Origin of the sequence: Pseudomonas tritici, from assembly GCF_014268275.3 — a bacterium.
GTDB lineage: Bacteria > Pseudomonadota > Gammaproteobacteria > Pseudomonadales > Pseudomonadaceae > Aquipseudomonas > Aquipseudomonas tritici.
Genome location: NZ_CP077084.1, coordinates 4,767,428 through 4,790,779, shown reverse-complemented (window position 1 = coordinate 4,790,779; position 23,352 = coordinate 4,767,428). Strand labels below are relative to the sequence as shown.

Below are 23,352 nucleotides of genomic sequence, written 5' to 3'. Positions count from 1 at the left end.
ATTTAGAGGACAGGTGCAGCCGCTGCCAATTTAGGTTGGCGATACAGGTCCAGCAACACCTGGTCCAGCACCGACGAAGCGCCCCATGGCTTCGGATCGTTGAGAATCGCCACCACCGCCCAGGTATTGCCGTTGTTGTCGCGGCTGAACCCGGCGATGGCGCGCACGGTGTTCAAGGTGCCGGTCTTGACGTGGGCTTCGCCGCGCATGGCAGTGGTCTTCAGGCGCTTGCGCATGGTGCCGTCGGTGCCGGCAATTGGCATCGAGCTGATGTATTCCGCCGCGTAAGGGCTTTTCCACGCCGCTTGCAGCATGGCTGCCATCTCGCGGGCGCTGACGCGTTCAGCACGGGAAAGGCCGGAGCCGTTCTCCATCACCAAGTGCGGCGCGGTGATGCCTTTCTTCGCCAGCCACTGGCGCACTACGCGTTGCGCCGCCTTGGCATCGTCGCCATCGGCATCGTTGCGAAACTGTGCACCCAGGCTCAGGAACAACTGCTGGGCCATGGTGTTGTTACTGTATTTGTTGATGTCGCGAATGATTTCCGCCAGGTCCGGCGAGAACGCCCGGGCCAGCACTTTGGCATCCTTGGGCACGGGCGCCTGGATATCCCGGCCCTGGATAGTGCCGCCCAATTCCTTCCAGATCGCCCGTACGGCGCCGGCGGTGTAGGTGGCGTGGTCCAGCAGCGACAGATAGGTCTGCGAACTGCAGCCTTCGGCCAATTGGCCGCTGACCGTTACTGTCACGCTGCCATCGGCGGCGGTGACTGGGTTGTAGCGCACATCGCCGGTGCATTGCTTGGCGTTGGAGACCTTGACCTGGTTGTCGATGCGGATGCTGGCAATCGGCGGCTCGACCGACACCAGTACCCGGCCGGAATCATTGCGAGTCACAAAACGCAGCGCCTTCAGGTTGACCAGCAGCGCGTCTGGTTTGACCAGGAACGGCTTGTTCTCGTCATTGCCATCGTCATTGAACTCGGGCAATTGCGGTTGGATAAAGAAGCCACGGTCCAGCACCAAGTCACCGGTGACTTGCTGCACGCCGTTGGCGCGCAGGTCGCGCATCAGCAGCCAGAGTTTTTCCATGTTCAGCTTGGGGTCGCCGCCGCCCTTGAGGTACAGGTTGCCGTGCAACACACCACCGCTGAGGGTGCCGTCGGTGTAGAACTCGGTTTTCCACTGGTGGTTGGGGCCGAGCATTTCCAAGGCCGCGTAAGTGGTGACCAGTTTCATGGTGGACGCTGGGTTCACCGAGACGTCGGCATTGAATACGGTAGGCGTGCCCGGGCCGTTCAAAGGGATCATTACCAGGGACAACGCATTGTTTTGCAGTTTGGCTTTTGAAAGGGCCTGCTGAACATTCGGCGGCAGGGTGTTGTTGACGGGGGCAGCGGTGGCCGAAAAGGCCAGTGGCAGAATAAGACCGGCGAAAAACACTGAACGCAAAGATTTGATCATAAGAAGTAAAACCCTACTGCTGAGGAGGGTGAAAAAGGCGAGGGGTAAATAAGAAAAATCCCTCAATGGTCATGAAAGTGTCGGCATTATGCCCCAAGGTAGGCTCACTTGTAGCTGAACGATAGCGGGTATTCAGCGTTTTTTTTGCCGGCATTGTGCCGCCTGTCCCAGAGAGTCGGGCAATCGTCGCCTTAAACTGCTAAAGTGCCGCCCGTTATTACTTATGAGGATTGTTCCAATGGCGACTAACCGTTCCCAGCGTCTGCGCAAAAAACTGTGCGTTGATGAATTTCAAGAGCTGGGTTTCGAACTGAACCTGGACTTCAAAGAAGGCCTGAGTGAAGAAGCTACCGATGCTTTCCTCGAAGCATTCATCAAAGAAGCCATGGAAGCCAATGGTCTGGGCTATGTCGGCGGCGATGACTTCGGTCTGGTTTGCCTGCAGAAGCGTGGCTCTGTCAACGAAGAACAGCGCGTAGCTGTTGAAAGCTGGCTCAAAGGCCGCAGCGAACTGAAAAGCGCTGAAGTCAGCCCGTTGCTGGACGTGTGGTATCCGGAAAAGCCGATCAACGCGGCTAAGTGATACTAAAAAAAACGGCGACCTCAGGGTCGCCGTTTTTTTATGCCTTGCGCCAGTTCAGAATCAGCAGCGTCAACACCCCCGCCACAATTCCCCAGAACGCCGAACCGATGGAAAACAGCGTCAAGCCAGACGCGGTAACCATAAAGGTGATCAGCGCCGCTTCCCGTTCCTTCGGCTCATTCATGGCGATACTCAAGCCATTGATGATCGAGCCAAACAACGCCAGGGCTGCAATCGACAGCACCAGTTCCTTGGGCAAGGCTGCGAACAAGGCCGCCAAGGTCGCGCCGAACACTCCCGCGATTCCGTAGAACACCCCGCACCACACCGCCGCGGTGTAGCGCTTGTTACGATCCTCATGGGCATGTGGCCCGGTGCAGATGGCCGCGCTGATCGCTGCCAGGTTGATGCCGTGGGAGCCGAACGGCGCCAGCACCAGGGACGCCAGGCCGGTGGCGGTGATCAGGGGCGAGGCGGGCACGGTGTAACCGTCGGCCCTGAGTACCGCGACGCCGGGCATGTTCTGTGAAGTCATCGCGACCACGAACAGTGGAATGCCGATGCTGATGGTCGCCGCCAGCGAGAAGTGCGGCGTGGTCCACACCGGCGTTGCTACTTCCAGGTGAAACCCGCTGAAATCCAGGAGCCCCATCAACCCCGACAATCCCGTGCCGATCACCAGCGCGGCCAGCACCGCGTAACGCGGCGACAGGCGTTTGATGATCAAGTAAGTGAAGAACATCCCCAGCACCAGCCCGGTACGATGCTGCGCGGCAACGAAGATCTCGCTGCCGATCTTGAACAGAATACCCGCCAGCAGGGCGGCCGCGAGTGACGCCGGAATACGCCTGACCAGTTTTTCAAAGCTGCCGGTCAGCCCGCAAATCGTCACCAGCACGGCGCAGGTGATGTAGGCGCCGATGGCCTCGCCATAGCTGACGCCGCCAAGGCTGGTGATCAGCAGCGCCGCGCCTGGCGTCGACCAGGCAATGGTGATGGGCGTGCGATAACGCAAGGACAGGCCGATGCTGCACACCGCCATGCCGATGGAAATCGCCCAGATCCATGAAGAAATCTGCGCCGTGGTCAAGCCGGCGGCTTGCCCGGCCTGGAACATCAGCACCAGGGAGCTGGTGTAGCCGGTCATCATGGCGATGAAGCCGGCGACGACGGCCGACGCAGACGTGTCGGCCAGCGGGCGCAAAGGCGCTTGGGTGGCGTCGTTCATGAAGAGGCGTTCCTTTTACCTGGGTTTTTGCCGTTGGCGGCACGGATTCAAGCCTAAACTCAAACGTAACGACTCATTGCAATACAGCCGACGGCGCAAACAGCCGTACAGTGTGTTGGCGCATCCGGTTGTGTACAATGTGCCCTGTTTTTAGGTGATACTTGCCAGCGACCCGCTGTTGACGTATTACCGTTAATTCGCCGCCGTTCTCCAAACCCGAGTGCCCATGAACGAACAGTTGCAACCTCTCAAGAAAACACCGCGAGCCGGCAAGGCCGGTCGCAGCGGAACCCAGGACGATATCGTCTACGCGCATATCTTCGAGGCGATCCTCGAACAACGCCTGGCACCCGGTACTAAATTGAGTGAAGAGGCACTGGGCGAAATCTTCGGCGTCAGCCGCACCATCATTCGCCGCGCCCTGTCGCGCCTGGCCCATGAAGGCGTGGTGCTGCTGCGGCCCAATCGCGGTGCGGTGGTGGCCAGCCCGAGCGTCGAGGAAGCGCGCCAGGTGTTCCTCGCGCGACGTCTGGTGGAGCGGGCGATCACTGAATTGGCGGTGCAACACGCCACCGCCGAACAACTGGCCGAGCTGCGCCAGATGGTCAACGACGAACGCGACAGCTTCTCTCGTGGCGACCGCGGTGCGGGTATCCGCCTCTCCGGCGAGTTCCACCTCAAGCTGGCCGAAGCGGCGAAGAACGCGCCGCTGATCAGCTTCCAGCGCAGCCTGGTGTCACAGACCTCATTGATCATCGCCCAGTACGAAAGCGGCAACCGCTCGCACTGTTCCTATGATGAACACACCCAGCTGATCGATGCGATCGAAGCGCGGGATGCGGCGTTGGCGGTGAATTTGATGATGCACCACATGGACCATATCGACAGCAAGCTCAACCTCGATGAGGAAAGCGCGTCGGATGATTTGCACGCGGTGTTTTCGCATTTGTTGCAGACCAAGAAGCCGGGGCGCTCTTCGGTCAAACTGTAATTTCCCAGGCTCACCCGGAATTAAAAATGTGGGAGCGGGTTTGCTCCCACATTTGGTTTTGTGTGGTGACTAATATTAGCGCTGGTGCACCAATTGCCCCGCCGCATACGTCTGCATCACCGTTCGATCATCCCCCAGTGTCATCAACACAAACAACGTCTCGGCAATGTTATTCGCCTGCTTCAAGCGATAGCTCAGTAACGGCGTAGCGTTGTAGTCCAACACCAAAAAGTCCGCATCCGTCCCCGGCTGCAATGTGCCGATCTTGTCTTCCAACCGCAGCGCCCGCGCACCGCCCAGGGTCGCCAGGTACAGCGATTTGAACGGGCTCAACCGCGCGCCCTGCAACTGCATGACCTTGTAGGCTTCGTTCAAGGTTTGCAGCAACGAGAAACTGGTGCCGCCGCCCACGTCCGTGCCCAGGCCTACATTTAACTTGTGCTTCTCGGCCATCGGCAGGTTGAACAAACCGCTGCCGAGGAACAAGTTCGAGGTCGGGCAAAACGCGACGGCCGAGCCCGTTTCAGCCAGTCGCGCGCATTCGTCATCGCACAGGTGCACGCCATGGGCAAACACCGAGCGCTCGCCCAGCAATTGGTAGTGGTCGTACACGTCCAGGTAGCCATTGCGCTCCGGGAAGAGTGCCTTCACCCACTCAACTTCCTGTTTGTTCTCACTGATATGGGTCTGCATGTACAGGTCCGGGTATTCGCCCAGCAGTTGCCCGGCCAACGCCAATTGCTCCGGCGTGCTGGTCGGCGCAAAGCGCGGCGTGACCGCATAGTGCAGGCGGCCCTTGCCGTGCCAGCGCTCGATCAGCGCCTTGCTCTCCTGGTAGCCGGATTCGGCGGTATCGGTCAGGTAGTCCGGCGCGTTGCGGTCCATCATCACCTTGCCGGCGATCATGCGCAGGTCGAGCTTTTCAGCCGCTTCAAAAAACGCATTCACTGACTGCGGATGCACGCTGCCAAACACCAGCGCGGTGGTGGTGCCGTTGCGCAGCAATTCCTTGATGAAGATATCCGCGACTTCCTCGGCGTGAGCCTTGTCGGCGAACTGGCTTTCGCACGGGAACGTGTAGGTGTTCAGCCAATCCAGCAATTGCTCCCCATACGCGCCGACCATGCCGGTTTGCGGCAGGTGGATATGGGTGTCGATCAGGCCGGGCGTGATCAGCGCGTCCTGGTAGTGGGTGATGTCGATATCGGCGGGCAACGTCGGCAGTAAATCGCCGGCATGGCCGACCGCGCTGATCCGGCCGTTTTCGATCACCAGCAGGCCGTCTTCGAAATACTCGTAGGACGCTTCGATCCCCACTTCAGCGGGGTCGGCGATGCTGTGCAGAATGGCGGCACGGTAGGCTTTGCGAGTCAAAGGCATGATCGTCTCAATTCAAAGGGCTTGGCTGCGACGCGAAGCCGGCAGCAGTTTGGCAATGGGTTCGGCGCTGGCGGTGTGCTGGCCGAAATTCGCGTTATAGGTGGCGATGATTTCGCCGGCGATGGAAATGGCGATCTCCACCGGCAATTTGCCCTTCACCTCGGTGAGGCCCATGGGGCAGCGCATGCGTTGCAGCTGCGCGGCGTCGAAGCCGCGATCACGCAGGCGATGTTCGAATTTGACCCGTTTGGTCTTTGAGCCAATCAGGCCGAAATAGGCAAAGTCATTGCGTTTGAGCAGGGCGGCGGTCAGTTCCAGGTCCAGCGCGTGATTGTGAGTCATCACGATGCAGTAACTGCCTGCCGGCAAGTCGGCGATTTCGTCGACCGGCTCTTCGCTGACGATTTTACGCACGCCTTGCGGGATATGTTCCGGAAACTCCTGGTCGCGCGAATCGATCCAACGCACCCGGCACGGCAGGCTCGCCAGCAACGGCACCAATGCGCGCCCAACATGCCCGGCGCCAAACACCGCGATCTGCGCCTGCACTTGGCCCATGGGTTCGAACAGCAGCACGGTCACGCCGCCACAGCACTGGCCCAGGCTCGCGCCGAGGCTGAAGCGTTCCAGATGGGTGTTCTGCTGGCCACGTACGAGCATGTCGCGGGCGATCTGCATGGCTTTGTATTCCAAGTGCCCGCCGCCGATGGTGTCGAAGGTCTGCGCGGCGCTGATTACCATCTTTGAACCGGCGTTGCGCGGCGTGGAGCCGAGCTCTTCGATGATGGTCACCAGGACGCAGGGTTCGCCCTGGTTTTGCAGGTCGGCGAGGGCGCTGATCCAGTTGTTCATAGTCACCTCCAGTGGTGTCTGTGAGGCCGCTATCGCAGGCAAGCCAGCTCCCACAGTTGATCGGGTTCACAGATCAACATGTGGGAGCCGGGCTTGCCCGCGATGGCAGCGCCTCGGTCTAGAGCGAAGCCATATCGGTTTCAGTCTCAATGGCTTTCGCCGCCTGCAACTGCCGCATCTGCTCACACCCCCACAACACCCGTTCCGGCGTCGCCGGTGCGTCAATCTTCGGCTGATGGCGATAATCACCCAGGCTCGCCACCGCGTCCTTGATCGCGCACCACGAAGCAATCCCGAGCATGAACGGCGGCTCGCCCACGGCCTTGGAATGGAACACCGTGTCTTCCGGGTTCTTGCGGTTTTCCACCAGCTTGACGCGCAGGTCCAGCGGCATGTCCGCGACGGCTGGGATCTTGTAGCTGGCAGGGCCGTTGGTCATCAGCTTGCCCTTGTTGTTCCACACCAGCTCTTCCATGGTCAGCCAGCCCATGCCCTGGATAAAGCCGCCTTCGACCTGGCCGATGTCGATGGCCGGGTTCAGCGAGGCGCCGACGTCGTGGAGGATGTCGGTGCGCAGCATCTTGTATTCGCCGGTCAGGGTGTCGACGATCACTTCGCAACAGGCCGCGCCGAACGCGAAGTAGTAGAACGGCCGACCGCGTGACTGGCTGCGGTCGTAGAAGATTTTCGGGGTCTTGTAGAAGCCGGTGCTCGACAGCGAAACCTGGGCGAAATACGCCTGCTGGATCAACGCCTCAAAGGTCAGGATCTGGTCGCGCACGCGCACATGGCCGTTGTGGAACTCCACATCTGCCTCGCTCACGTCGTACTTGCGTGCGGCAAACTCCACCAGGCGCTGCTTGATGGTTTCGGCGGCGTTCTGCGCGGCCTTACCGTTCAGGTCAGCACCGCTGGAGGCGGCGGTCGGCGAGGTGTTGGGCACTTTGTCAGTGTTGGTGGCGGTGATCTGTACGCGGTCGATCTCCACCTGGAACACCTCGGCCACCACCTGCGCGACCTTGGTGTTCAAACCCTGGCCCATCTCGGTGCCGCCGTGGTTCAGGTGGATGCTGCCGTCGGTATAGATGTGGATCAGTGCACCCGCCTGGTTGAGAAAGCTGGCGGTAAACGAAATGCCGAACTTCACAGGCGTCAGAGCCAGGCCTTTTTTCAGGATCGGGCTGTTGGCGTTGTACAGGCGAATCGCTTCGCGGCGCTCGGCGTATTGGCTGCTGGCTTCAAGCTCGGCGGTCATCTCTTCGAGCATGTTGTGCTCGACGGTCTGGTAGTAGTGGGTGACGTTGCGCTCGGTCTTGCCGTAGTAGTTGGCCTTGCGCACCGCCAGCGGGTCGAGCGCCAAATGGCGGGCGATGGCGTCCATCACTTCCTCGATGGCGACCATGCCTTGCGGGCCGCCGAAGCCACGGTAGGCGGTGTTGGACGCAGTGTTGGTCTTGCATCGATGGCCGTTCACCGTGGCATCGCCGAGGTAATACGCGTTGTCGGAGTGGAACATTGCACGGTCGACAATCGAGTTGGACAGGTCCGGCGAACAGCCGCAGTTACCCGCCAGCTCCAGGTTGATGCCGTGCAGGCGACCGCTGTCGTCGAAGCCGACGTCGTATTCGATATAGAAGGGGTGGCGCTTGCCGGTCATCAGCATGTCTTCCACACGCGGCAGGCGCATCTTGGTCGGCTGGCCAGTGAGGCGTGCAACCACCGCGCACAAGCACGCCGGGCTTGCGGCCTGGGTTTCCTTGCCGCCGAAACCACCGCCCATGCGGCGCATATCCACGACGATCTTGTTCATCGACACGTCGAGTACTTCGGCCACCAGTTTCTGCACTTCGGTGGGGTTTTGCGTAGAGCAATAGACGATCATGCCGCCGTCTTCGGTGGGCATCACCGACGAGATCTGGGTTTCCAGGTAGAAGTGTTCCTGGCCGCCGATATGAAGAGTGCCCTGGATACGGTTTTTGGCCGTGGCCAATGCGCCGACTGAATCACCGCGCTGGTGGGTGTGGCTGTCGAGCACGAAGTGTTTTTTGCGAAACGCCTCGACCACATCCAGCACCGGTTTCAGGTCTTCGTATTCGATCACCGCCGCCATCGCTGCTTTGCGTGCGGTGTCCAGGTCGCGGGCAGCCACAGCGAGTACAACCTGGCCGACGTACTGCACCGTATCAATCGCCAGCAACGGATCGCCGGGCATCAGCGGGCCGATGTCTTTCAGGCCCGGCACGTCTTCATGGGTGATAACAATGCGCACGCCTTCAAAGGCATAGCAGGGTGCGGTGTCGATGCTGATGATCCGCGCGTGGGCACGGTCGGACATGCGCGCATACAGGTGCAATTGGTTGGGGAATTCAAGGCGGTCATCGATGTATTGCGCTTCACCGCTGACGTGCTTGGCGGCGCTGTCATGCTTGACGCTGCGGCCCACGCCAGAGGTGAGGTCCTGGGCGAACAGCTCGGCAAGTTCGGCTTGGGTTTTAACGACGGCGTGATGGTTAGACATAAGCGGTCACCCGAGTCTCGATGTGCGGCGTTTGCAGTTCGATGAAGTATTTGCGCAGCAGGTTCTGCGCGCTGAGCAGGCGATATTCCTTGCTGGCGCGGAAGTCTGACAGCGGGGTGAAATCCTCGGCCAGGGCGGCGCAGGCTTGTTCGACGGTGGTCGAGTTCCAGGTGGCGCCGAGCAATACCGTCTCGCAGTTTTTTGCGCGTTTTGGCGTAGCAGCCATGCCGCCGAAGGCGACGCGGGCGTTGCTGATCACACCGTTTTCAATCTTCAAGTTGAACGCGGCGCACACGGCGGAAATGTCATCGTCCAGGCGCTTGGAAACCTTGTAGGCGCGGAACAGCGCGTGGCCCTTCGGCACGATGATTTTCTCGATGAACTCGCTGTCCTGGCGCGCGGTGACGCGGTAATCGATGAAGTAATCTTCAAGCGCCAGGGTGCGGCGGGTTTCGCCCTTGCACAGCACGATCTGCGCGCCGAGGGCGATCAGCAGCGGTGGCGAATCACCAATCGGCGACGCATTGCCGATATTGCCGCCCAGGGTGCCCTGGTTGCGGATTTGCAGAGAGGCGAAGCGATGCAGCAGTTCGCCAAAGTCCGGGTATTCCGCGTTCAACGCGGCGTAGCAATCGGAGAGGGCGGTGGCCGCGCCGATTTCCAGGCGGTCGTCGAACTCTTCGATGCGCTTCATTTCTTCAATGTTGCCGACGTAGATCATCACCGGCAGCGTGCGGTGGAACTGGGTGACTTCCAGCGCCAGGTCGGTGCCGCCGGCCAGCAAGCGCGCTTGGGGATAAGCATCGTAGAGGTCGGCCAGATCGGCAACGGTCAACGGCACCAGGCAACGTTTGTCGCCGCTGTTGAGTTCACCGGTTTGTGTCGGCGCAATGGCTTTGAGGCGGGCGATGGTGTCGGCCTGGCGGCTGTCGAACTGATCCTGGGGTTTGTTGCAGCAAGCCTGTTCGGCGGCCGCGAGAATCGGGCGATAACCGGTGCAGCGGCACAGGTTGCCGGCCAGGGCTTCATGGGCTTTCTGGCTGTCGGGGGCGTCGCTGTTCTTTTGCAGGGCAAACAATGACATCACAAAACCGGGGGTGCAAAAGCCGCATTGTGAACCGTGGCACTCGACCATGGCCTGTTGCACGCTGTGCAGTTGGCCTTGGTGCTTGAGGTCTTCGACGCTGATCAGTTGTTTGCCGTGCAGGGACGAGACAAAGGTCAGGCAGGAGTTGAGGCTGCGATAACGGATCTGCTCGGCGCCTTGATCGTCCGTGTGCAGTTCGCCGACCACCACGGTGCAGGCACCGCAATCGCCGCTGGCGCAGCCTTCCTTGGTGCCGGATTTGCCCACATGCTCGCGCAGATAGTTGAGCACAGTCAGGTTGGGGTCCAGGGCGTGCTCGCTACGGAGTTCCTGGTTAAGTAAAAACTGGATCACGGAAGGCCTCGCAGACTCATTATTGTTGTTAACCGCTTTGCGCCGAATCTAGTCATGTCTGACTTTTCGGTCAATTGTTTTCTGACCTAAGGGTCAAGAAAATGCGATCGCAACACGTTCAATTATGGTCCAGTCTTCTGGAACCGTTGTTTTTGCGGGCTTATGCACTGCAATCTTTGCTTATTCCGTGCCAAATTCGCCACGGTGGGCGTAGCGCCATCAGCGGGCCAATGCGCTACACTGCCGCGCTTGTATTGATAGAAGATTTTGAAGGGAAAACATGACGTTCAAGGCGCCGGACAGTCTCGCCGAGCAAATCGCTCACCACCTCGCCGAACGCATCATTCGCGGCGATCTCAAGCCTGGGGAGCGGATCCAGGAGCAAAAGGTCACGCTGGCACTCAATGTCAGCCGTGGTTCCGTGCGTGAAGCCTTGTTGATCCTCGAACGTCGCCACCTGATCGCGATCCTGCCGCGCCGTGGCGCCCACGTCACCGAACTCACCGCGCACAAGGTGCAGAGCCTGTGTACGTTAATGGGCGAGATGTACATCCTGCTCGGCAATGCGGTTGCCGAAGGCTGGCAAAGCCAGGTCGACATGGCGCCGTTTCTGCAAATACAGCAGCGCCTGCAGGTCAGCTATGAGCGCGAGGACATCCGCGCCTTCGTTGAAGAAAGCTTCAATGTCATGCGCGCCGCGTACCCCTTCGCCAACAACCCCTATTTGCAGGAAACCGTCGAGAACCTGCAGCCAGCGATGAACCGTGCCTATTACCTGGCCCTGGATCAACGCAAGGCGTCCATGAGCGAGTACCTGGCCCTGTTCGAACAACTGCTCGCCGCTGTACTGGCCCGTGACCTGGTGCAGATTCGCCTGGTGCTGTCGGCCTACTGCCAGCGCAGTTCATCGCTGGTCATCGCCGCGTTGGCGGACGCCTAAACGTGCGGCTCAAGTGCATCAAACTGGCGGGGTTCAAATCCTTCGTCGACCCGACCACGGTGAACTTCCCCAGTAATATGGCGGCGGTGGTCGGGCCCAATGGTTGCGGCAAGTCGAACATCATCGACGCCGTACGCTGGGTGATGGGCGAGAGCTCGGCAAAAAACCTGCGCGGCGAATCGATGACCGACGTCATCTTCAACGGTTCCACCAGCCGCAAGCCCGTCAGCCAGGCCAGCATCGAACTGGTATTTGACAACTCCGACGGCACCTTGGTCGGCGAGTACGCGGCCTACGCCGAAATCTCGATCCGCCGCAAAGTGACGCGCGACAGCCAGAACAGTTACTTCCTCAACGGCACCAAGTGTCGCCGTCGGGACATCACCGATATTTTCCTCGGCACAGGCTTGGGCCCGCGCAGCTACTCGATCATCGAGCAGGGCATGATCTCCAAGCTGATCGAAGCCAAGCCCGAAGACCTGCGTAACTTTATCGAGGAAGCGGCCGGCATCTCCAAGTACAAGGAGCGCCGCCGCGAGACCGAAAACCGCATCCGCCGTACCCACGAGAACCTCGCCCGCCTGACCGACCTGCGCGAAGAGCTGGAGCGCCAGTTGGAGCGCCTGCACCGCCAGGCCCAGGCCGCCGAGAAGTACCAGGAATACAAGGGCGAAGAGCGCCAGCTCAAGGCACAACTGTCGGCCCTGCGTTGGCAAGCGCTGAATGACCAGGTTGGCCAGCGCGAAGCGATCATTGGCACCCAGGAAATCAGTTTTGAAGCGCTGGTGGCCGAGCAGCGCAATGCCGACGCCAGCATCGAACGCCTGCGTGATGGGCACCACGACCTGTCCGAGCGCTTCAATCTGGTGCAGGGCCGCTTCTATTCGGTGGGCGGCGATATTGCTCGCGTCGAGCAGAGCATCCAGCACGGCCAGCAGCGCTTGCGCCAATTGCAGGATGACTTGAAGGAAGCCGAGCGCGCGCGCCTGGAAACAGAATCTCACCTGGGCCACGACCGCACGTTGCTGCTGACCCTTGGCGAAGAGCTGGACATGCTCACCCCCGAGCAGGAAATCACCAGCGCCGCCGCCGAAGAGGCTGCTGCCGCTCTGGAAGAAGCCGAAACCACTATGCACGGCTGGCAGGAGCAGTGGGACACCTTCAACCTGCAATCCGCCGAGCCGCGTCGCCAGGCCGAGGTGCAGCAGTCGCGCATCCAGCAATTGGAAACCAGCATGGAGCGCCTGGCCGAACGCCAGCGTCGTCTGCAGGAAGAGCGTGTGTTGCTCGCCGCCGACCCGGAAGACGCGGCAATCATGGCGCTGAGCGAGCAACTGGCCGAAAGCGAAATGACGCTCGAGGAGCTGGAAGCCAGCGAAGAACAGCAAGTGGAGCGCCTGGAGCAATTGCGTCAGCAATTGCAACAGGCGACCCAGGCGCAGCAGCAGGCCCAGGGTGATTTGCAGCGGCTCAATGGGCGCTTGGCCTCCCTTGAGGCCTTGCAGCAAGCCGCCCTGGACCCAGGCACCGGTACGGCTGAATGGTTGCGCGAGCAGCATTTGGCCGAACGCCCGCGATTAGCGGAAGGCTTGAAGGTCGAGGCGGGTTGGGAGCTGGCGGTGGAAACCGTGCTCGGCGCCGACCTGCAGGCTGTGCTGGTGGATGATTTTGGCGGCTTCGACCTGGCCGGTTTTGCCCAGGGTGATCTGCGCTTGCTCAGCCCTGCGGCCGATGGCACGCGGGTGCCGGGCAGTTTGCTGGACAAGGTCGAAGCGGCAATTGATCTGTCGCCGTGGCTGGGCCAGGTCAAACCGGTTGAATCACTTGAGCAGGCCTTGGCCCAGCGCGGCCAGCTTGGCGTCGGCGAGAGCCTGATCAGCCGCGACGGCTACTGGGTCGGTCGCCATTTCCTGCGGGTACGCCGTGCCAGTGAAGCCGAAAGCGGCGTCCTGGCCCGAGGCCAGGAAATCGTCAACCTGAGCGCCGAACGCGAAGAACGCGAAGCCACTCTCGAAAGCCTGGAAACCGAACTGCAGACCCTGCGCGCCACCCAGCGCCAGCAAGAGACCGGCCGCGAACACCTGCGCCGCCTGTTGCAGGACGAAGCGCGCCAGCAAGGCGAGCTCAAGGCCCAGCTCTCCGCGAGCAAAGCCAAGGCCGAACAGTTGACCCTGCGCCGCACCCGTCTTGATGAAGAAGTCGCCGAGATGGGCGAACAACGCGCGCTCGAACACGAGCAGATCGGCGAAGCGCGCCTGCAGTTGCAGGAGGCCCTGGACAGCATGGCCCTCGACACCGAGCAACGTGAATTGCTGCTGGCCCAGCGCGACAGCCTGCGCGAACGCCTCGACCGCGTGCGCCAGGAAGCCCGCCAGCACAAAGACCACGCCCACCAATTGGCAGTGCGCCTCGGCTCCCTGCGCGCCCAGCACAACTCCACGGCTCAGGCCCTTGAGCGCCTGGAGATGCAATCGGAACGCCTCACCGAAAAGCGCGAGCAGTTGAGCCTCAATCTGGAGGAGGGCGAAGCGCCGTTGGAAGAGCTGCGCCTCAAGCTCGAAGAATTGCTCGACAAGCGCATGACCGTCGACGAAGAACTCAAGACCGCGCAGATCGCCCTGGAAGACGCCGACCGCGAATTGCGCGACGCCGAAAAACGCCGGACCCAGGCCGAGCAGCAGTCCCAGCTTATCCGTGGTCAGCTCGAGCAACAGCGCATGGAATGGCAAGCCCTGACCGTGCGCCGCAAGACCCTGCAAGACCAATTGCTGGAAGACGGCTACGACCTGCACGGCGTGCTCAACACCCTGACCGCCCAGGCCAACGAGAAAGAGGCCGAAGAAGAACTCGAACGCATTGCTGCGCGTATCCAGCGACTGGGCGCGATCAACTTGGCGGCCATTGACGAATACCAGCAGCAATCCGAGCGTAAACGTTATCTGGATGCCCAGAACGCCGACCTGGTGGAAGCGCTGGACACCCTGGAAAACGTGATCCGCAAGATCGACAAGGAAACCCGTAACCGCTTCAAAGATACCTTTGATCAGATTAATGCCGGTTTACAGGCGTTATTCCCAAAAGTTTTCGGCGGTGGCAGCGCTTACTTGGAACTGACGGGCGAAGATCTACTCGATACAGGGGTAACGATCATGGCGCGGCCTCCGGGCAAGAAGAACAGCACCATCCATTTGTTGTCCGGCGGCGAGAAAGCCCTGACCGCATTGGCCCTGGTATTTGCCATCTTCAAGTTGAACCCGGCGCCGTTCTGCATGCTTGATGAAGTTGACGCCCCGCTGGATGACGCTAACGTTGGACGGTACGCGCGGTTGGTCAAAGAGATGTCCCAGACCGTGCAGTTCATCTATATCACCCACAATAAGATCGCCATGGAAATGGCGGATCAGTTGATGGGTGTGACGATGCATGAGCCCGGCTGCTCGCGTTTGGTAGCGGTGGATGTCGAAGAAGCGATGGCGTTGGTGGAGTCTTGAGCCCTGCCGGGGGAGAATTTTTATAGCGTGCGGTAAGACGCTTTACCGGTCTGGCGAAAGTGGCAAATGGACATATTTGTTCAAGCCATTTTGACAGACGGTGTAAAGTTATCTTTGGTCGTGCTAGTTTAATGTCAAATTTTCATCTGCGTGGGCAAAACGTCAGTCAGAACATAGAGTTGGCGCCACGTTTTAAAGCGGTTTGCACAGTGCTAAACCCCTTATTTTTCAGCATTTTTTATTAGAGGCACGGGATTACATGGAAATCGGTCTGCGCGAGTGGCTGATCGTCATCGGCATCATTGTCATTGCCGGTATTCTTTTTGATGGCTGGCGCCGCATGCGCGGTGGCAAGGGGAAGCTTAAATTTCGTCTGGACCGCAATCTGTCCAACTTGCCTGACGACGACGGTGCCGCCGAGCTGCTGGGGCCGCCCCGTGTGCTCGATACCCATAAAGAACCTCAGTTGGACGAGCACGACTTGCCGTCGATGAGCGCGCCGCTGCGTGAAGCCCGCGAGCCGTCGTCCAAGCGTGGCAAGCGCGCCAGTACCGGCGCTGCCGAGCCGCATCAGGGCGACTTGAACCTTGACGTCGATGAAGGCCCGAGCTTCAGCAGCCGCGACGATGATTTCCCGGACGAAAACGTCGGCAAGACCTCCAGCGCGCCGCGCCAATCGGTCAACGACCAGCCCGCCGCCGAAGAAGTGCTGGTGATCAGCGTGATCTGCCGCGACGCCGCCGGTTTCAAAGGCCCGGCCCTGCTGCAGAACATCCTGGAAAGCGGCCTGCGTTTTGGCGAGATGGATATTTTCCACCGTCACGAAAGCATGGCGGGTAACGGCGAAGTACTGTTCTCCATGGCCAATGCGGTCAAGCCGGGCACTTTCGACCTGGACGATATCGACCTGTTCAGCACCCCGGCAGTGAGCTTCTTCCTTGGCCTGCCAGGCCCACGTCACCCGAAACAAGCATTCGACGTGATGGTGGCCGCAGCCCGCAAGCTGTCCCAGGAACTGAATGGCGAGCTCAAGGACGACCAGCGCAGCGTCCTCACTGCGCAGACCATCGAACATTACCGTCAGCGCATCGTCGAGTTCGAGCGTCGCGCCCTGACACAGAAACGCTGAGGCCTGATCTTAAGCGTTGCCTGTAGAATCCGTGCACTAACATATTGAGCAGCTTCGGCTGCTCTTTTGCTTTATGAGAGAACACCCATGACCGCCGCCCCTACCCGCATCCTCGAACTGCGCGCTGAACTGGATCAGCACAACTACCGTTACCACGTCCTCGACGAGCCAAGCATTCCGGACGCCGAGTACGACCGGTTGTTCCATGAGCTCAAGGCCCTGGAGGCCGAGCATCCGGAGCTGATTACGCGGGACTCACCGACGCAGCGGGTCGGCAGTGCGGCGCTGTCGGCGTTCACGCAGGTGAAGCACGAGATTCCGATGCTCAGCCTGGGCAACGCGTTTGATGAAACCACCATGCTGGAGTTCGATCGCCGGGTGACCGAAGGTCTCGACCTGCCTGCAGGCGATCTGTTTGGCGGTGGCGCGGCGGTGGAGTACAGCTGCGAGCCCAAGCTGGACGGCCTGGCGGTCAGCCTGCTGTACCAGGATGGCGAGTTGGTACGGGGCGCTACCCGTGGCGACGGCACCACCGGTGAAGACATCAGCGTCAACGTGCGCACCGTGCGCAATATCCCATTGAAGCTGCACGGCAGCGGCTGGCCGGCCACCCTTGAGGTGCGCGGCGAAGTGTTTATGTCCAAGGCCGGTTTCGAGCGGCTCAACGGCTCGCAACTGGACGTCGGCGGCAAGACCTTCGCCAACCCGCGCAATGCGGCTGCCGGCAGCCTGCGCCAGTTGGACTCAAAGATCACTGCCAGCCGCCCGCTGGAATTTTGCTGTTATGGCGTGACCACCGATATCAGCGACAGCCACATTGGCAACCTGCAGCAACTGAAGCAGTGGGGCATGCCCATCAGTCACGAGCTGAAGCTGGCCAAGGGCATCCAGGATTGCCTGGAGTACTACCGTGATATCGGCGAGCGGCGGAACAGCCTGCCGTATGAGATCGACGGTGTGGTGTTCAAGGTCAACAGCATTGCCTCCCAGCGCGAACTGGGTTTCCGCGCCCGCGAACCGCGCTGGGCCATCGCGCATAAATTCCCGGCCCTGGAAGAGCTGACCGAACTGCTCGACGTCGAATTCCAGGTTGGCCGCACCGGTGCCGTCACGCCGGTGGCGCGCCTGAAGCCGGTCAAGGTCGCGGGTGTCACCGTGTCCAACGCGACCTTGCACAACATGGACGAAGTGGCGCGCCTGGGCGTGATGATCGGCGATACCGTGATCATCCGCCGTGCCGGTGACGTAATCCCACAAGTCGTGTCGGTGGTGCTTGAACGACGCCCGGAAACGGCGCGGCCAGTGCCGATCCCCGAGCGCTGCCCGGTGTGCGGTTCCCATGTGGAACGCACGCAACTGGTCAAGCGCAGCAAAGGCAAGGAAACCGTCAGCGAGGGCGCGGTGTACCGTTGCGTCGGCCGCCTGGCCTGTGGCGCGCAGCTCAAGCAGGCGATCATCCATTTTGTTTCGCGTCGTGCCATGGATATCGACGGCCTCGGCGACAAGACCATCGAACAGTTGGTGGATGAAAAACTCATCGGCTCGCCGGCGGATCTCTACAAACTGAAGTACGAGCAGATCATCGACCTGGAAGGCTTCGCCGATATTTCCAGCAAGAAGCTGATTAGCGCCATCGAAAACAGCAAGACCCCGACCCTGGCGCGCTTTATCTATGCCCTGGGCATTCCCGACGTAGGCGAGGAGACCGCCAAGGTGCTGGCGCGCTCCCTGGCCTCGCTGGAACGTGTGCAGAAGGCCTTGCCGGAAGTGCTGACGTACTTGCCGGACGTCGGTCTGGAAGTGGCGCACGAGATCCACAGCTTCTTTGAAGACAGCCATAACCAGGATGTGATCGGTGCGCTGCTGTCGCCGGATGAATGCGGTCTGCAATTGCAGGAGCAGGGCGACCTGAGTGCCGAATTCGCCGCCAGCACCACCTTGGGCGGCTTGCTCGACAAGTTGCACGTGCCGAGCGTCGGCCCGGGCGCTGCGCAGAAACTGGCGGACAAGTTCGGCACCCTCGAAGGCGTGATCAAGGCGGACTGGCTGGATATGCGCCAGGCCCTGCCCGAGAAACAGGCCAAGGCCGTACGCGACTTTTTTGACAACCAAGGCAATGCCAACCGCGCCCTGGCCATCGAGCAGCAGCTCAAGGACTTCGGCATGCACTGGCTGAGCGAGAAGAAAGTCGTCGAAGGTTTGCCCGAAGCCGGGCACACCTGGGTGCTCACCGGCTCCCTGGAGCTGATGAGTCGCGACGTGGCGAAGGAAAAACTCGAAAGCCTCGGCGCCAAGGTGGCGGGTTCCGTCTCGGCGAAAACCCATTGCGTGGTGGCGGGGCCGGGGGCGGGTTCCAAGCTGGCCAAAGCCAGCGAGTTGGGCTTGAAGGTATTGGATGAAGAAGCCTTCGTCGCCTTCCTCGCCAAGCACAACATCACGGTCTGATTCTTACTGAACGATCTCTTACTGGCGATGCTCAGAGTTCCTACGCGCGCCCCGTAGCAGCTGTCGAGCGCCAACGAGGCTGCGTTGGAGGCGATGCGGTGCAGGGCCCGACGCAGGATGGGCAGTGTTGCCGACGCAGTCTCGCTTAAGCTCGACAGCGGCTACGCGGTTATTTTTGGTACTCAAGACAGGAAGAGATCGCCATGTTCCGCTACTTCGAACAACTCAGTTCGCGCATCGCTGCACCGTTCGTAGCCGGCACGTCTCGCGATAGCAAGGTGTGGCAGTGCCGGTGCGGTCAATCGCTGTTTTTTCGCAACAGCCAATGCCTGGCCTGCCAGGCGTTGCTGGGGTATCAAGCGCAACAAAGTCGCCTGTCCTCCCTGCAGCCCGGTCCCGTCGAGGGCACCTGGCTACAGGACGACAACCTCGCCGCCGGCGCCTTCCGCCGCTGCGCCAACCTCGACACGCCGGCCGCCTGCAACTGGCTGATCCCGGCCCACAGCACGGCATCGCTGTGCGTGGCCTGCAGCTTGAACCGCACCATCCCCGACCTGTCGATCGCGGAAAACCACGACCGCTGGCGCAAGGTCGAGACCGCCAAGCGCCGCTTGGTCGCGCAACTGATCAGCTTGGGTTTGCGCGTTGTGCCAAAGAGTGCCGATGAAGATAACGGCCTGGCCTTCGACTTCGTTGGTATCGACCTGGAAGGCAACGCGCCCATGACCGGCCATGCGAACGGTCTGATCACCCTCGACATCAAGGAAGCCGACGACGCCCACCGTGAAAAAGTCCGTGTGCAAATGCGCGAACCCTATCGCACCTTGCTCGGGCACTTTCGCCATGAGGTCGGTCACTATTACTGGGATCGCCTGGTCGCCAATACCCATTGGCTTGAAGCGTTTCGCAACCTGTTCGGCGACGAACGCGCCAGTTATGCCGATGCGCTCGACCAGCACTACCAGAACGGGCCACGCCCCGACTGGCAGCAAACCTGCGTCAGTGCCTACGCCACCATGCACCCCTGGGAAGACTGGGCCGAAACCTGGGCCCACTACCTGCACATGATGGACGCGGTCGACACCGCCCTCGGCTTCGGCATGAGCGCCCGCACGATGGAGCTGGATTACCAGCCATTCCCGCTCAGCACGCTCTACGACCCTGAACACCCTGGCGGTGCAGCGTTCCTGTCGTTCGTCAATGCCTGGATCGAACTGGCCGGCATGCTTAACGAGCTGTCGCGCAGCATGGGCCAGCCGGATTTCTATCCCTTCGTGCTGCCACCGGCAGTAATCGCCAAGCTGCACTTTATTCACCTGGTGATCCAGGAAGAGGGCGGTAGGGCGGATGAGGTGGTACAGGCGCAGTAACTCGCCGTGTGTGGGAGCTGGCTTGCCTGCGATGGCATCACTCGGTAGCCCAGGCAGACCGAGTCGTCAGCATCGCGGGCAAGCCCGGCTACCACAGGGTTCTGTGTGGCTCCCTGGGGCGCAGACAAGTGCTTGAGCTCCTTCATATTTTTAATCCGGCCCCAACGGTTGTAACTTCCGATGAGATCGGTACAATGGCCCCGCTTGCCGAGAGGCAGGCGTCGTTATGGTGACCCCATCGGTCCCCCCGCAACGATTACCCGTGAACCTGGTCAGAGCCGGAAGGCAGCAGCCACAGCGGGAACATTGTGTGCCGGGGTGTGGCTGGTGGGGTTGCCTCCATAACGCTCTTTCTTGCAACACCTCATCACTTTCAATTCAAAAATGCTTTCACGCCATCTGCCATCGGGCAGTCCATGGCGGCATACTCCTATGCCTGGCATCCGGAGACAGCACACGTGGAAAAAGTCGACGACCTCACGCGCGAAAAACTGCGGGAATGGCAGATGCGGCGCCTGGAGATCAAGGACCGTATTCAATCGCATCCTGAACAGACCCTGGAATTGTCGAGGGTATTGGACCTGATGGACGACGAACACGCGCAAATCCTCAGCGAGGCGCAAATGATCCGGGTCGAGGAAGTGACGGATGCCCCCGCGCCGATCGCCCAGCCCGCGCCGCCGCCACTCGCGGGCGCCTGCACGCTGCAATTGAATGTGGCCGCGCAGAGTGCCGAAGACTTGCGCAGGTTGCTCGAGATGGCGGTTTTCGAACTCCAGCAGCAGATCAATGCGATGGCCTCTGGGGCTGACTCGCCGGCCCGCTGCGGCGGGATGTCAGGCTCCCTGGGCGAGTATCGGTTCGAACTGGGTAGCCAGGACCATGCCTGATCCACGCGACGTACGTCGGCCCCTGGCTGCGAGGAACTATGCAACCGGAACACTTTGATTTATCCAGCCCCGTCTTCCTGCCCGTCACGGACGAAACCTGCACCGCCCTGCTCGGCACGAACGGCGCCGAGGCCTTGGTCGGCCTGACGGACCCGGAGCTGGCCGCCGTGCTCGTCATCCAGAACCTGGCCCAGGCCGCGGAAAAAGACCTGACGTGCGCTGGCGCTGAACGCATCCTGGAAAAGTTGCTCGGCTGGGCAGTGGATTCACCGTCTTCGGGCGCTGCGACGTTGCTGTCTGAAGCGCAACGGCTGTTCGACCCGCGCAAGCTGTACTTTGGGTTTAACGCGCTCAAAAGCGTGAACCTGCGCCTGCTTTCAGCTGAAGAAGTGGCGGCGCGGTATTACCTGTTGCCTACGGGTAAATGGGATATCGGCTACAAGGTCCGCCATCTGCGCAGCAATGACCCGTTCAGCCAGCAAATGATTACACCCCGGCACCGCGAACGCTGGCTCAGCCCGGCTCAGGACAAGCTGGTGCGCACCTTTCGGGCCAACTTGAATGAAGACTTGCATGTTCAAGGCTACGCGGGCATCGGCAAGAGCCACCTGCTCGGCGCCTTGATGGAGTGCCTGCGGCCTGAACAGACCCTGATACTGGCGCGCACGCCAGCAAAGCTGGCGACTCTTCGCGAACGTATGGGGTTGGGGCGCGACAGCAAGGCCGGCTCGACGTTTGCTGGTTTCGCCAAGGCCCTGTTGCACGGGCCACGCCCGCCCGCGCAGGCAACGCCGGCCAGGTTGCCCGGCAAACTGGCTGTGGCGCAAACCCTGGATATCCATGGGTGGCGCGGCCACGAGGGTCCAGCGACCGTCGATGTGTGTCTCAAGGTGCTCGAACGCTATTGTCATTCCAGCCATCACAGCCTCTCGGCCAGGCATTTGCCGCATTTCAAACAACCGTTGTCAGGTGTGGATGCCCAGGTGTTACTGGAGTATTCCAGCCGTGTGTGGACTTACCTGGAGGCCAACCCGCAATGGGCCAGCCCACCCGAGTTCGCGGCGTTGTTGCTGATCAAGCGCGCGAGTCTCGACGGTTGTGTGGTGCCGCCTCGGTACACCCATGTATTGATCGATGAAAGCCAGGACATCCCGCCTTCGTTGTTGCAGATTATCGAACGCGGCCGCCAAGTGCTGATCACCCTCGGCGATGAGTACCAATTGGCCAGCGGTGTGATGGTCAGAAGAAAGCGCGAAGTCCGGCACACCGACATCAGCTATTCCGTGCGCTCGGGCCGCAACGTCGAGCGGCTGGTCAACCCGTTGATCAGCGTGCACTCGCAAAAGTGCAAGACCCCCTTCGAAGGCGCGCGGGATGCGGACGTCGGCATCGAACATTACCCCCAGGGCTTCGTGCCGCCGGAAGGCTGCGTGGTGTTGACCGCGTCGCCTTGGGACACGATGAAATGGGCCATTCATTTGCAGCAGGCCAACTGCCCGTTCGGGTTCCCCGACAACGCGGCGCAGCAGGATCTCCAGCGCTTCATGATCAGCGCCATCGCCCTGTTCAAGCCGCAGTTCTACAGCAACGAGCACAACGAGAACGGGCCGCACGTGTATTTCAGCGACATGGCTGACTGGCAACAGGTGCGTGATGCCAGCCAGTTTGATGAGTCGTTCCTGTGGGTCGAGAGTGAGCTGGAAAAAGGCTTCAATGTCGCCGATATCACACGCTTGAACCGCTTGGGCGGGGTCCCCGGCAAGCGTTGCCTGCTGATGCTGGCGGAAGAGGCGGGTGGCATGGAATTCAATCGGGTGCTGCTGACCCCTGAGCTGCTGACCAACGTGAAGTTCAAGGATGCCTACGCGTTCGATCAGCGGATCTGTGCCGTGTACATCGCAATTTCCCGCGCAAAGCAACAGCTTTACGTCCCTTACGATGTGGTCGAATGGCTCAAGTATCACCATTATCAGGGGTTCAGCGGGTCGCACGGTTACTGATATTACGGCCGGTACACCGGGAATGCCTTGATCACCGGGACAATTTCGGGGCCCATCGCCTCTACCGTTTTTGGCGGATCGCTCGGTGTTGGAATGTTCCTGGCAAAGTGAAAGATGATGGTCTGGCCGGTGCCACTGTCCCGGTAATATTTGAAGAAACTGACTTCAGAGAAACGTCCGTCCTTGCGCAGAGACTCGGGGAAATACATCACCAAATACACGATCCCGGTGGCATTGTCCGTCGCGAGGATCGACGGCATATTGGGGTTTTCCTGCTGGTGAAGCCGGACGGTATTCTTGGCGAGGTCGAGGGGTTCGAAACGGTTCATCTCGCGAGGGACCACGGTAAAATCCACCATCTCATTCCAGGCATCGACGCTTTCCTGCGCCGGGAAGTATTCCCATAGGCCGGGTTTCTGAAATTTCAGGACGAATGTCTTGCCGTCGAACACCACCGATTTGGTTTCGGCAATGGATGGGCGCGACAGGTCGGGGGCAACAGTGGCTGGGGGCGAAGTGCAACCGCAGAGCAGGGCCAAGACAGACAAAACAACTAACGTGATTTTCATTTCAATCCTTGAAAATAATGTGAGGCAGAGACAGTAGCCCAACAGGCGGCTGAATACTGCCT

General features: G+C 60.5%; 16 protein-coding genes and 1 other RNA gene. 10 read left to right on the top strand and 7 right to left on the bottom strand.

The genetic code is table 11. From position 1 onward, the window contains the following. Positions 1-2: 2 nt before the first annotated feature. Positions 3-1,463, bottom strand: coding sequence for a D-alanyl-D-alanine carboxypeptidase/D-alanyl-D-alanine endopeptidase (gene dacB / locus HU722_RS21675; RefSeq protein ID WP_065873876.1), 1,461 nt, complete (start codon positions 1,461-1,463; stop codon positions 3-5). A gap of 238 nt (positions 1,464-1,701) precedes the next feature. Between dacB and HU722_RS21670 the strand changes: the two genes are divergently transcribed. After that, a complete protein-coding gene (locus HU722_RS21670; RefSeq protein WP_065873875.1) occupies positions 1,702-2,046 on the top strand; it encodes a YggL family protein in 345 nt (114 codons plus the stop codon). 37 nt (positions 2,047-2,083) lie between these two features. Here HU722_RS21670 and HU722_RS21665 read toward each other — a convergent pair whose 3' ends face one another. Beyond that, the gene (locus HU722_RS21665) at positions 2,084-3,274 is read right to left on the bottom strand and encodes a benzoate/H(+) symporter BenE family transporter (protein ID WP_065873874.1); all 1,191 of its coding nucleotides are present in this window, start codon (positions 3,272-3,274) and stop codon (positions 2,084-2,086) included. A gap of 226 nt (positions 3,275-3,500) precedes the next feature. Between HU722_RS21665 and HU722_RS21660 the strand changes: the two genes are divergently transcribed. Further along, entirely contained in the window at positions 3,501-4,265 is a 765-nt protein-coding gene (locus HU722_RS21660) for a GntR family transcriptional regulator (RefSeq protein WP_049712013.1), read from the top strand. Positions 4,266-4,340: 75 nt separating this feature from the next. Here the strand turns inward: HU722_RS21660 and guaD are convergent, their stop codons facing one another. The 4 genes from guaD to xdhA all read right to left on the bottom strand — a co-directional run bounded on the left by guaD (position 4,341) and on the right by xdhA (position 10,456). Continuing rightward, positions 4,341-5,645: a guanine deaminase gene (gene guaD / locus HU722_RS21655; RefSeq protein WP_065873873.1), complete on the bottom strand. Its 1,305-nt coding sequence runs from the start codon at positions 5,643-5,645 to the stop codon at positions 4,341-4,343. Between the two features lie 12 nt (positions 5,646-5,657). Further along, positions 5,658-6,497: a xanthine dehydrogenase accessory protein XdhC gene (xdhC, locus tag HU722_RS21650; RefSeq protein ID WP_049712015.1), complete on the bottom strand. Its 840-nt coding sequence runs from the start codon at positions 6,495-6,497 to the stop codon at positions 5,658-5,660. Positions 6,498-6,615: 118 nt separating this feature from the next. Continuing rightward, a complete protein-coding gene (gene xdhB, locus HU722_RS21645) occupies positions 6,616-9,015 on the bottom strand; it encodes a xanthine dehydrogenase molybdopterin binding subunit (RefSeq protein WP_186752075.1) in 2,400 nt (799 codons plus the stop codon). Then, positions 9,008-10,456: a xanthine dehydrogenase small subunit gene (gene xdhA / locus HU722_RS21640; RefSeq protein WP_065889812.1), complete on the bottom strand. Its 1,449-nt coding sequence runs from the start codon at positions 10,454-10,456 to the stop codon at positions 9,008-9,010. Before xdhA ends, xdhB begins: the two co-directional genes overlap by 8 nt. Positions 10,457-10,736: 280 nt before the next feature. Between xdhA and HU722_RS21635 the strand changes: the two genes are divergently transcribed. From HU722_RS21635 to HU722_RS21600, 8 genes are all read left to right on the top strand, one after another. Then, positions 10,737-11,396, top strand: a complete 660-nt coding sequence (locus HU722_RS21635; protein ID WP_065873869.1) for a GntR family transcriptional regulator — start codon at positions 10,737-10,739, stop codon at positions 11,394-11,396. Between the two features lie 2 nt (positions 11,397-11,398). Further along, complete coding sequence (gene smc / locus HU722_RS21630; protein ID WP_065881253.1) at positions 11,399-14,887, top strand: chromosome segregation protein SMC; 3,489 nt, start codon at positions 11,399-11,401, stop codon at positions 14,885-14,887. A 259-nt stretch (positions 14,888-15,146) separates the two neighbouring features. After that, positions 15,147-16,016, top strand: coding sequence for a cell division protein ZipA (gene zipA / locus HU722_RS21625; RefSeq protein ID WP_065889810.1), 870 nt, complete (start codon positions 15,147-15,149; stop codon positions 16,014-16,016). 87 nt (positions 16,017-16,103) lie between these two features. Then, positions 16,104-18,461: an NAD-dependent DNA ligase LigA gene (gene ligA, locus HU722_RS21620; protein ID WP_065889808.1), complete on the top strand. Its 2,358-nt coding sequence runs from the start codon at positions 16,104-16,106 to the stop codon at positions 18,459-18,461. Between the two features lie 203 nt (positions 18,462-18,664). Beyond that, positions 18,665-19,831 (top strand): zinc-binding metallopeptidase family protein, encoded by a 1,167-nt coding sequence (locus HU722_RS21615; protein WP_065881252.1) that lies wholly within the window; start codon positions 18,665-18,667, stop codon positions 19,829-19,831. 236 nt (positions 19,832-20,067) lie between these two features. Continuing rightward, positions 20,068-20,164: signal recognition particle sRNA small type (ffs, locus tag HU722_RS21610), an RNA gene on the top strand. Between the two features lie 125 nt (positions 20,165-20,289). Then, a complete protein-coding gene (locus HU722_RS21605) occupies positions 20,290-20,721 on the top strand; it encodes a hypothetical protein (RefSeq protein WP_065889804.1) in 432 nt (143 codons plus the stop codon). A 38-nt stretch (positions 20,722-20,759) separates the two neighbouring features. Then, a complete protein-coding gene (locus tag HU722_RS21600) occupies positions 20,760-22,721 on the top strand; it encodes a hypothetical protein (protein ID WP_186752074.1) in 1,962 nt (653 codons plus the stop codon). Between the two features lie 2 nt (positions 22,722-22,723). Here the strand turns inward: HU722_RS21600 and HU722_RS21595 are convergent, their stop codons facing one another. After that, a complete protein-coding gene (locus tag HU722_RS21595) occupies positions 22,724-23,290 on the bottom strand; it encodes an HI_0983 family protein (RefSeq protein WP_186752073.1) in 567 nt (188 codons plus the stop codon). Between the last annotated feature and the right edge of the window lie 62 nt (positions 23,291-23,352).

What these genes read in the sequence shown, in the direction of transcription:
- HU722_RS21600 (WP_186752074.1), top strand. Translation starts at nt 20,760, where the DNA reads ATGCAACCGGAACACTTTGATTTATCCAGCCCCGTCTTCCTGCCCGTC.
- guaD (WP_065873873.1), bottom strand. Translation starts at nt 5,645, where the DNA reads ATGCCTTTGACTCGCAAAGCCTACCGTGCCGCCATTCTGCACAGCATC.
- HU722_RS21635 (WP_065873869.1), top strand. Translation starts at nt 10,737, where the DNA reads ATGACGTTCAAGGCGCCGGACAGTCTCGCCGAGCAAATCGCTCACCAC.
- HU722_RS21665 (WP_065873874.1), bottom strand. Translation starts at nt 3,274, where the DNA reads ATGAACGACGCCACCCAAGCGCCTTTGCGCCCGCTGGCCGACACGTCT.
- zipA (WP_065889810.1), top strand. Translation starts at nt 15,147, where the DNA reads ATGGAAATCGGTCTGCGCGAGTGGCTGATCGTCATCGGCATCATTGTC.
- ligA (WP_065889808.1), top strand. Translation starts at nt 16,104, where the DNA reads ATGACCGCCGCCCCTACCCGCATCCTCGAACTGCGCGCTGAACTGGAT.
- HU722_RS21670 (WP_065873875.1), top strand. Translation starts at nt 1,702, where the DNA reads ATGGCGACTAACCGTTCCCAGCGTCTGCGCAAAAAACTGTGCGTTGAT.
- HU722_RS21660 (WP_049712013.1), top strand. Translation starts at nt 3,501, where the DNA reads ATGAACGAACAGTTGCAACCTCTCAAGAAAACACCGCGAGCCGGCAAG.
- HU722_RS21615 (WP_065881252.1), top strand. Translation starts at nt 18,665, where the DNA reads ATGTTCCGCTACTTCGAACAACTCAGTTCGCGCATCGCTGCACCGTTC.
- xdhC (WP_049712015.1), bottom strand. Translation starts at nt 6,497, where the DNA reads ATGAACAACTGGATCAGCGCCCTCGCCGACCTGCAAAACCAGGGCGAA.
- HU722_RS21595 (WP_186752073.1), bottom strand. Translation starts at nt 23,290, where the DNA reads ATGAAAATCACGTTAGTTGTTTTGTCTGTCTTGGCCCTGCTCTGCGGT.
- dacB (WP_065873876.1), bottom strand. Translation starts at nt 1,463, where the DNA reads ATGATCAAATCTTTGCGTTCAGTGTTTTTCGCCGGTCTTATTCTGCCA.
- xdhB (WP_186752075.1), bottom strand. Translation starts at nt 9,015, where the DNA reads ATGTCTAACCATCACGCCGTCGTTAAAACCCAAGCCGAACTTGCCGAG.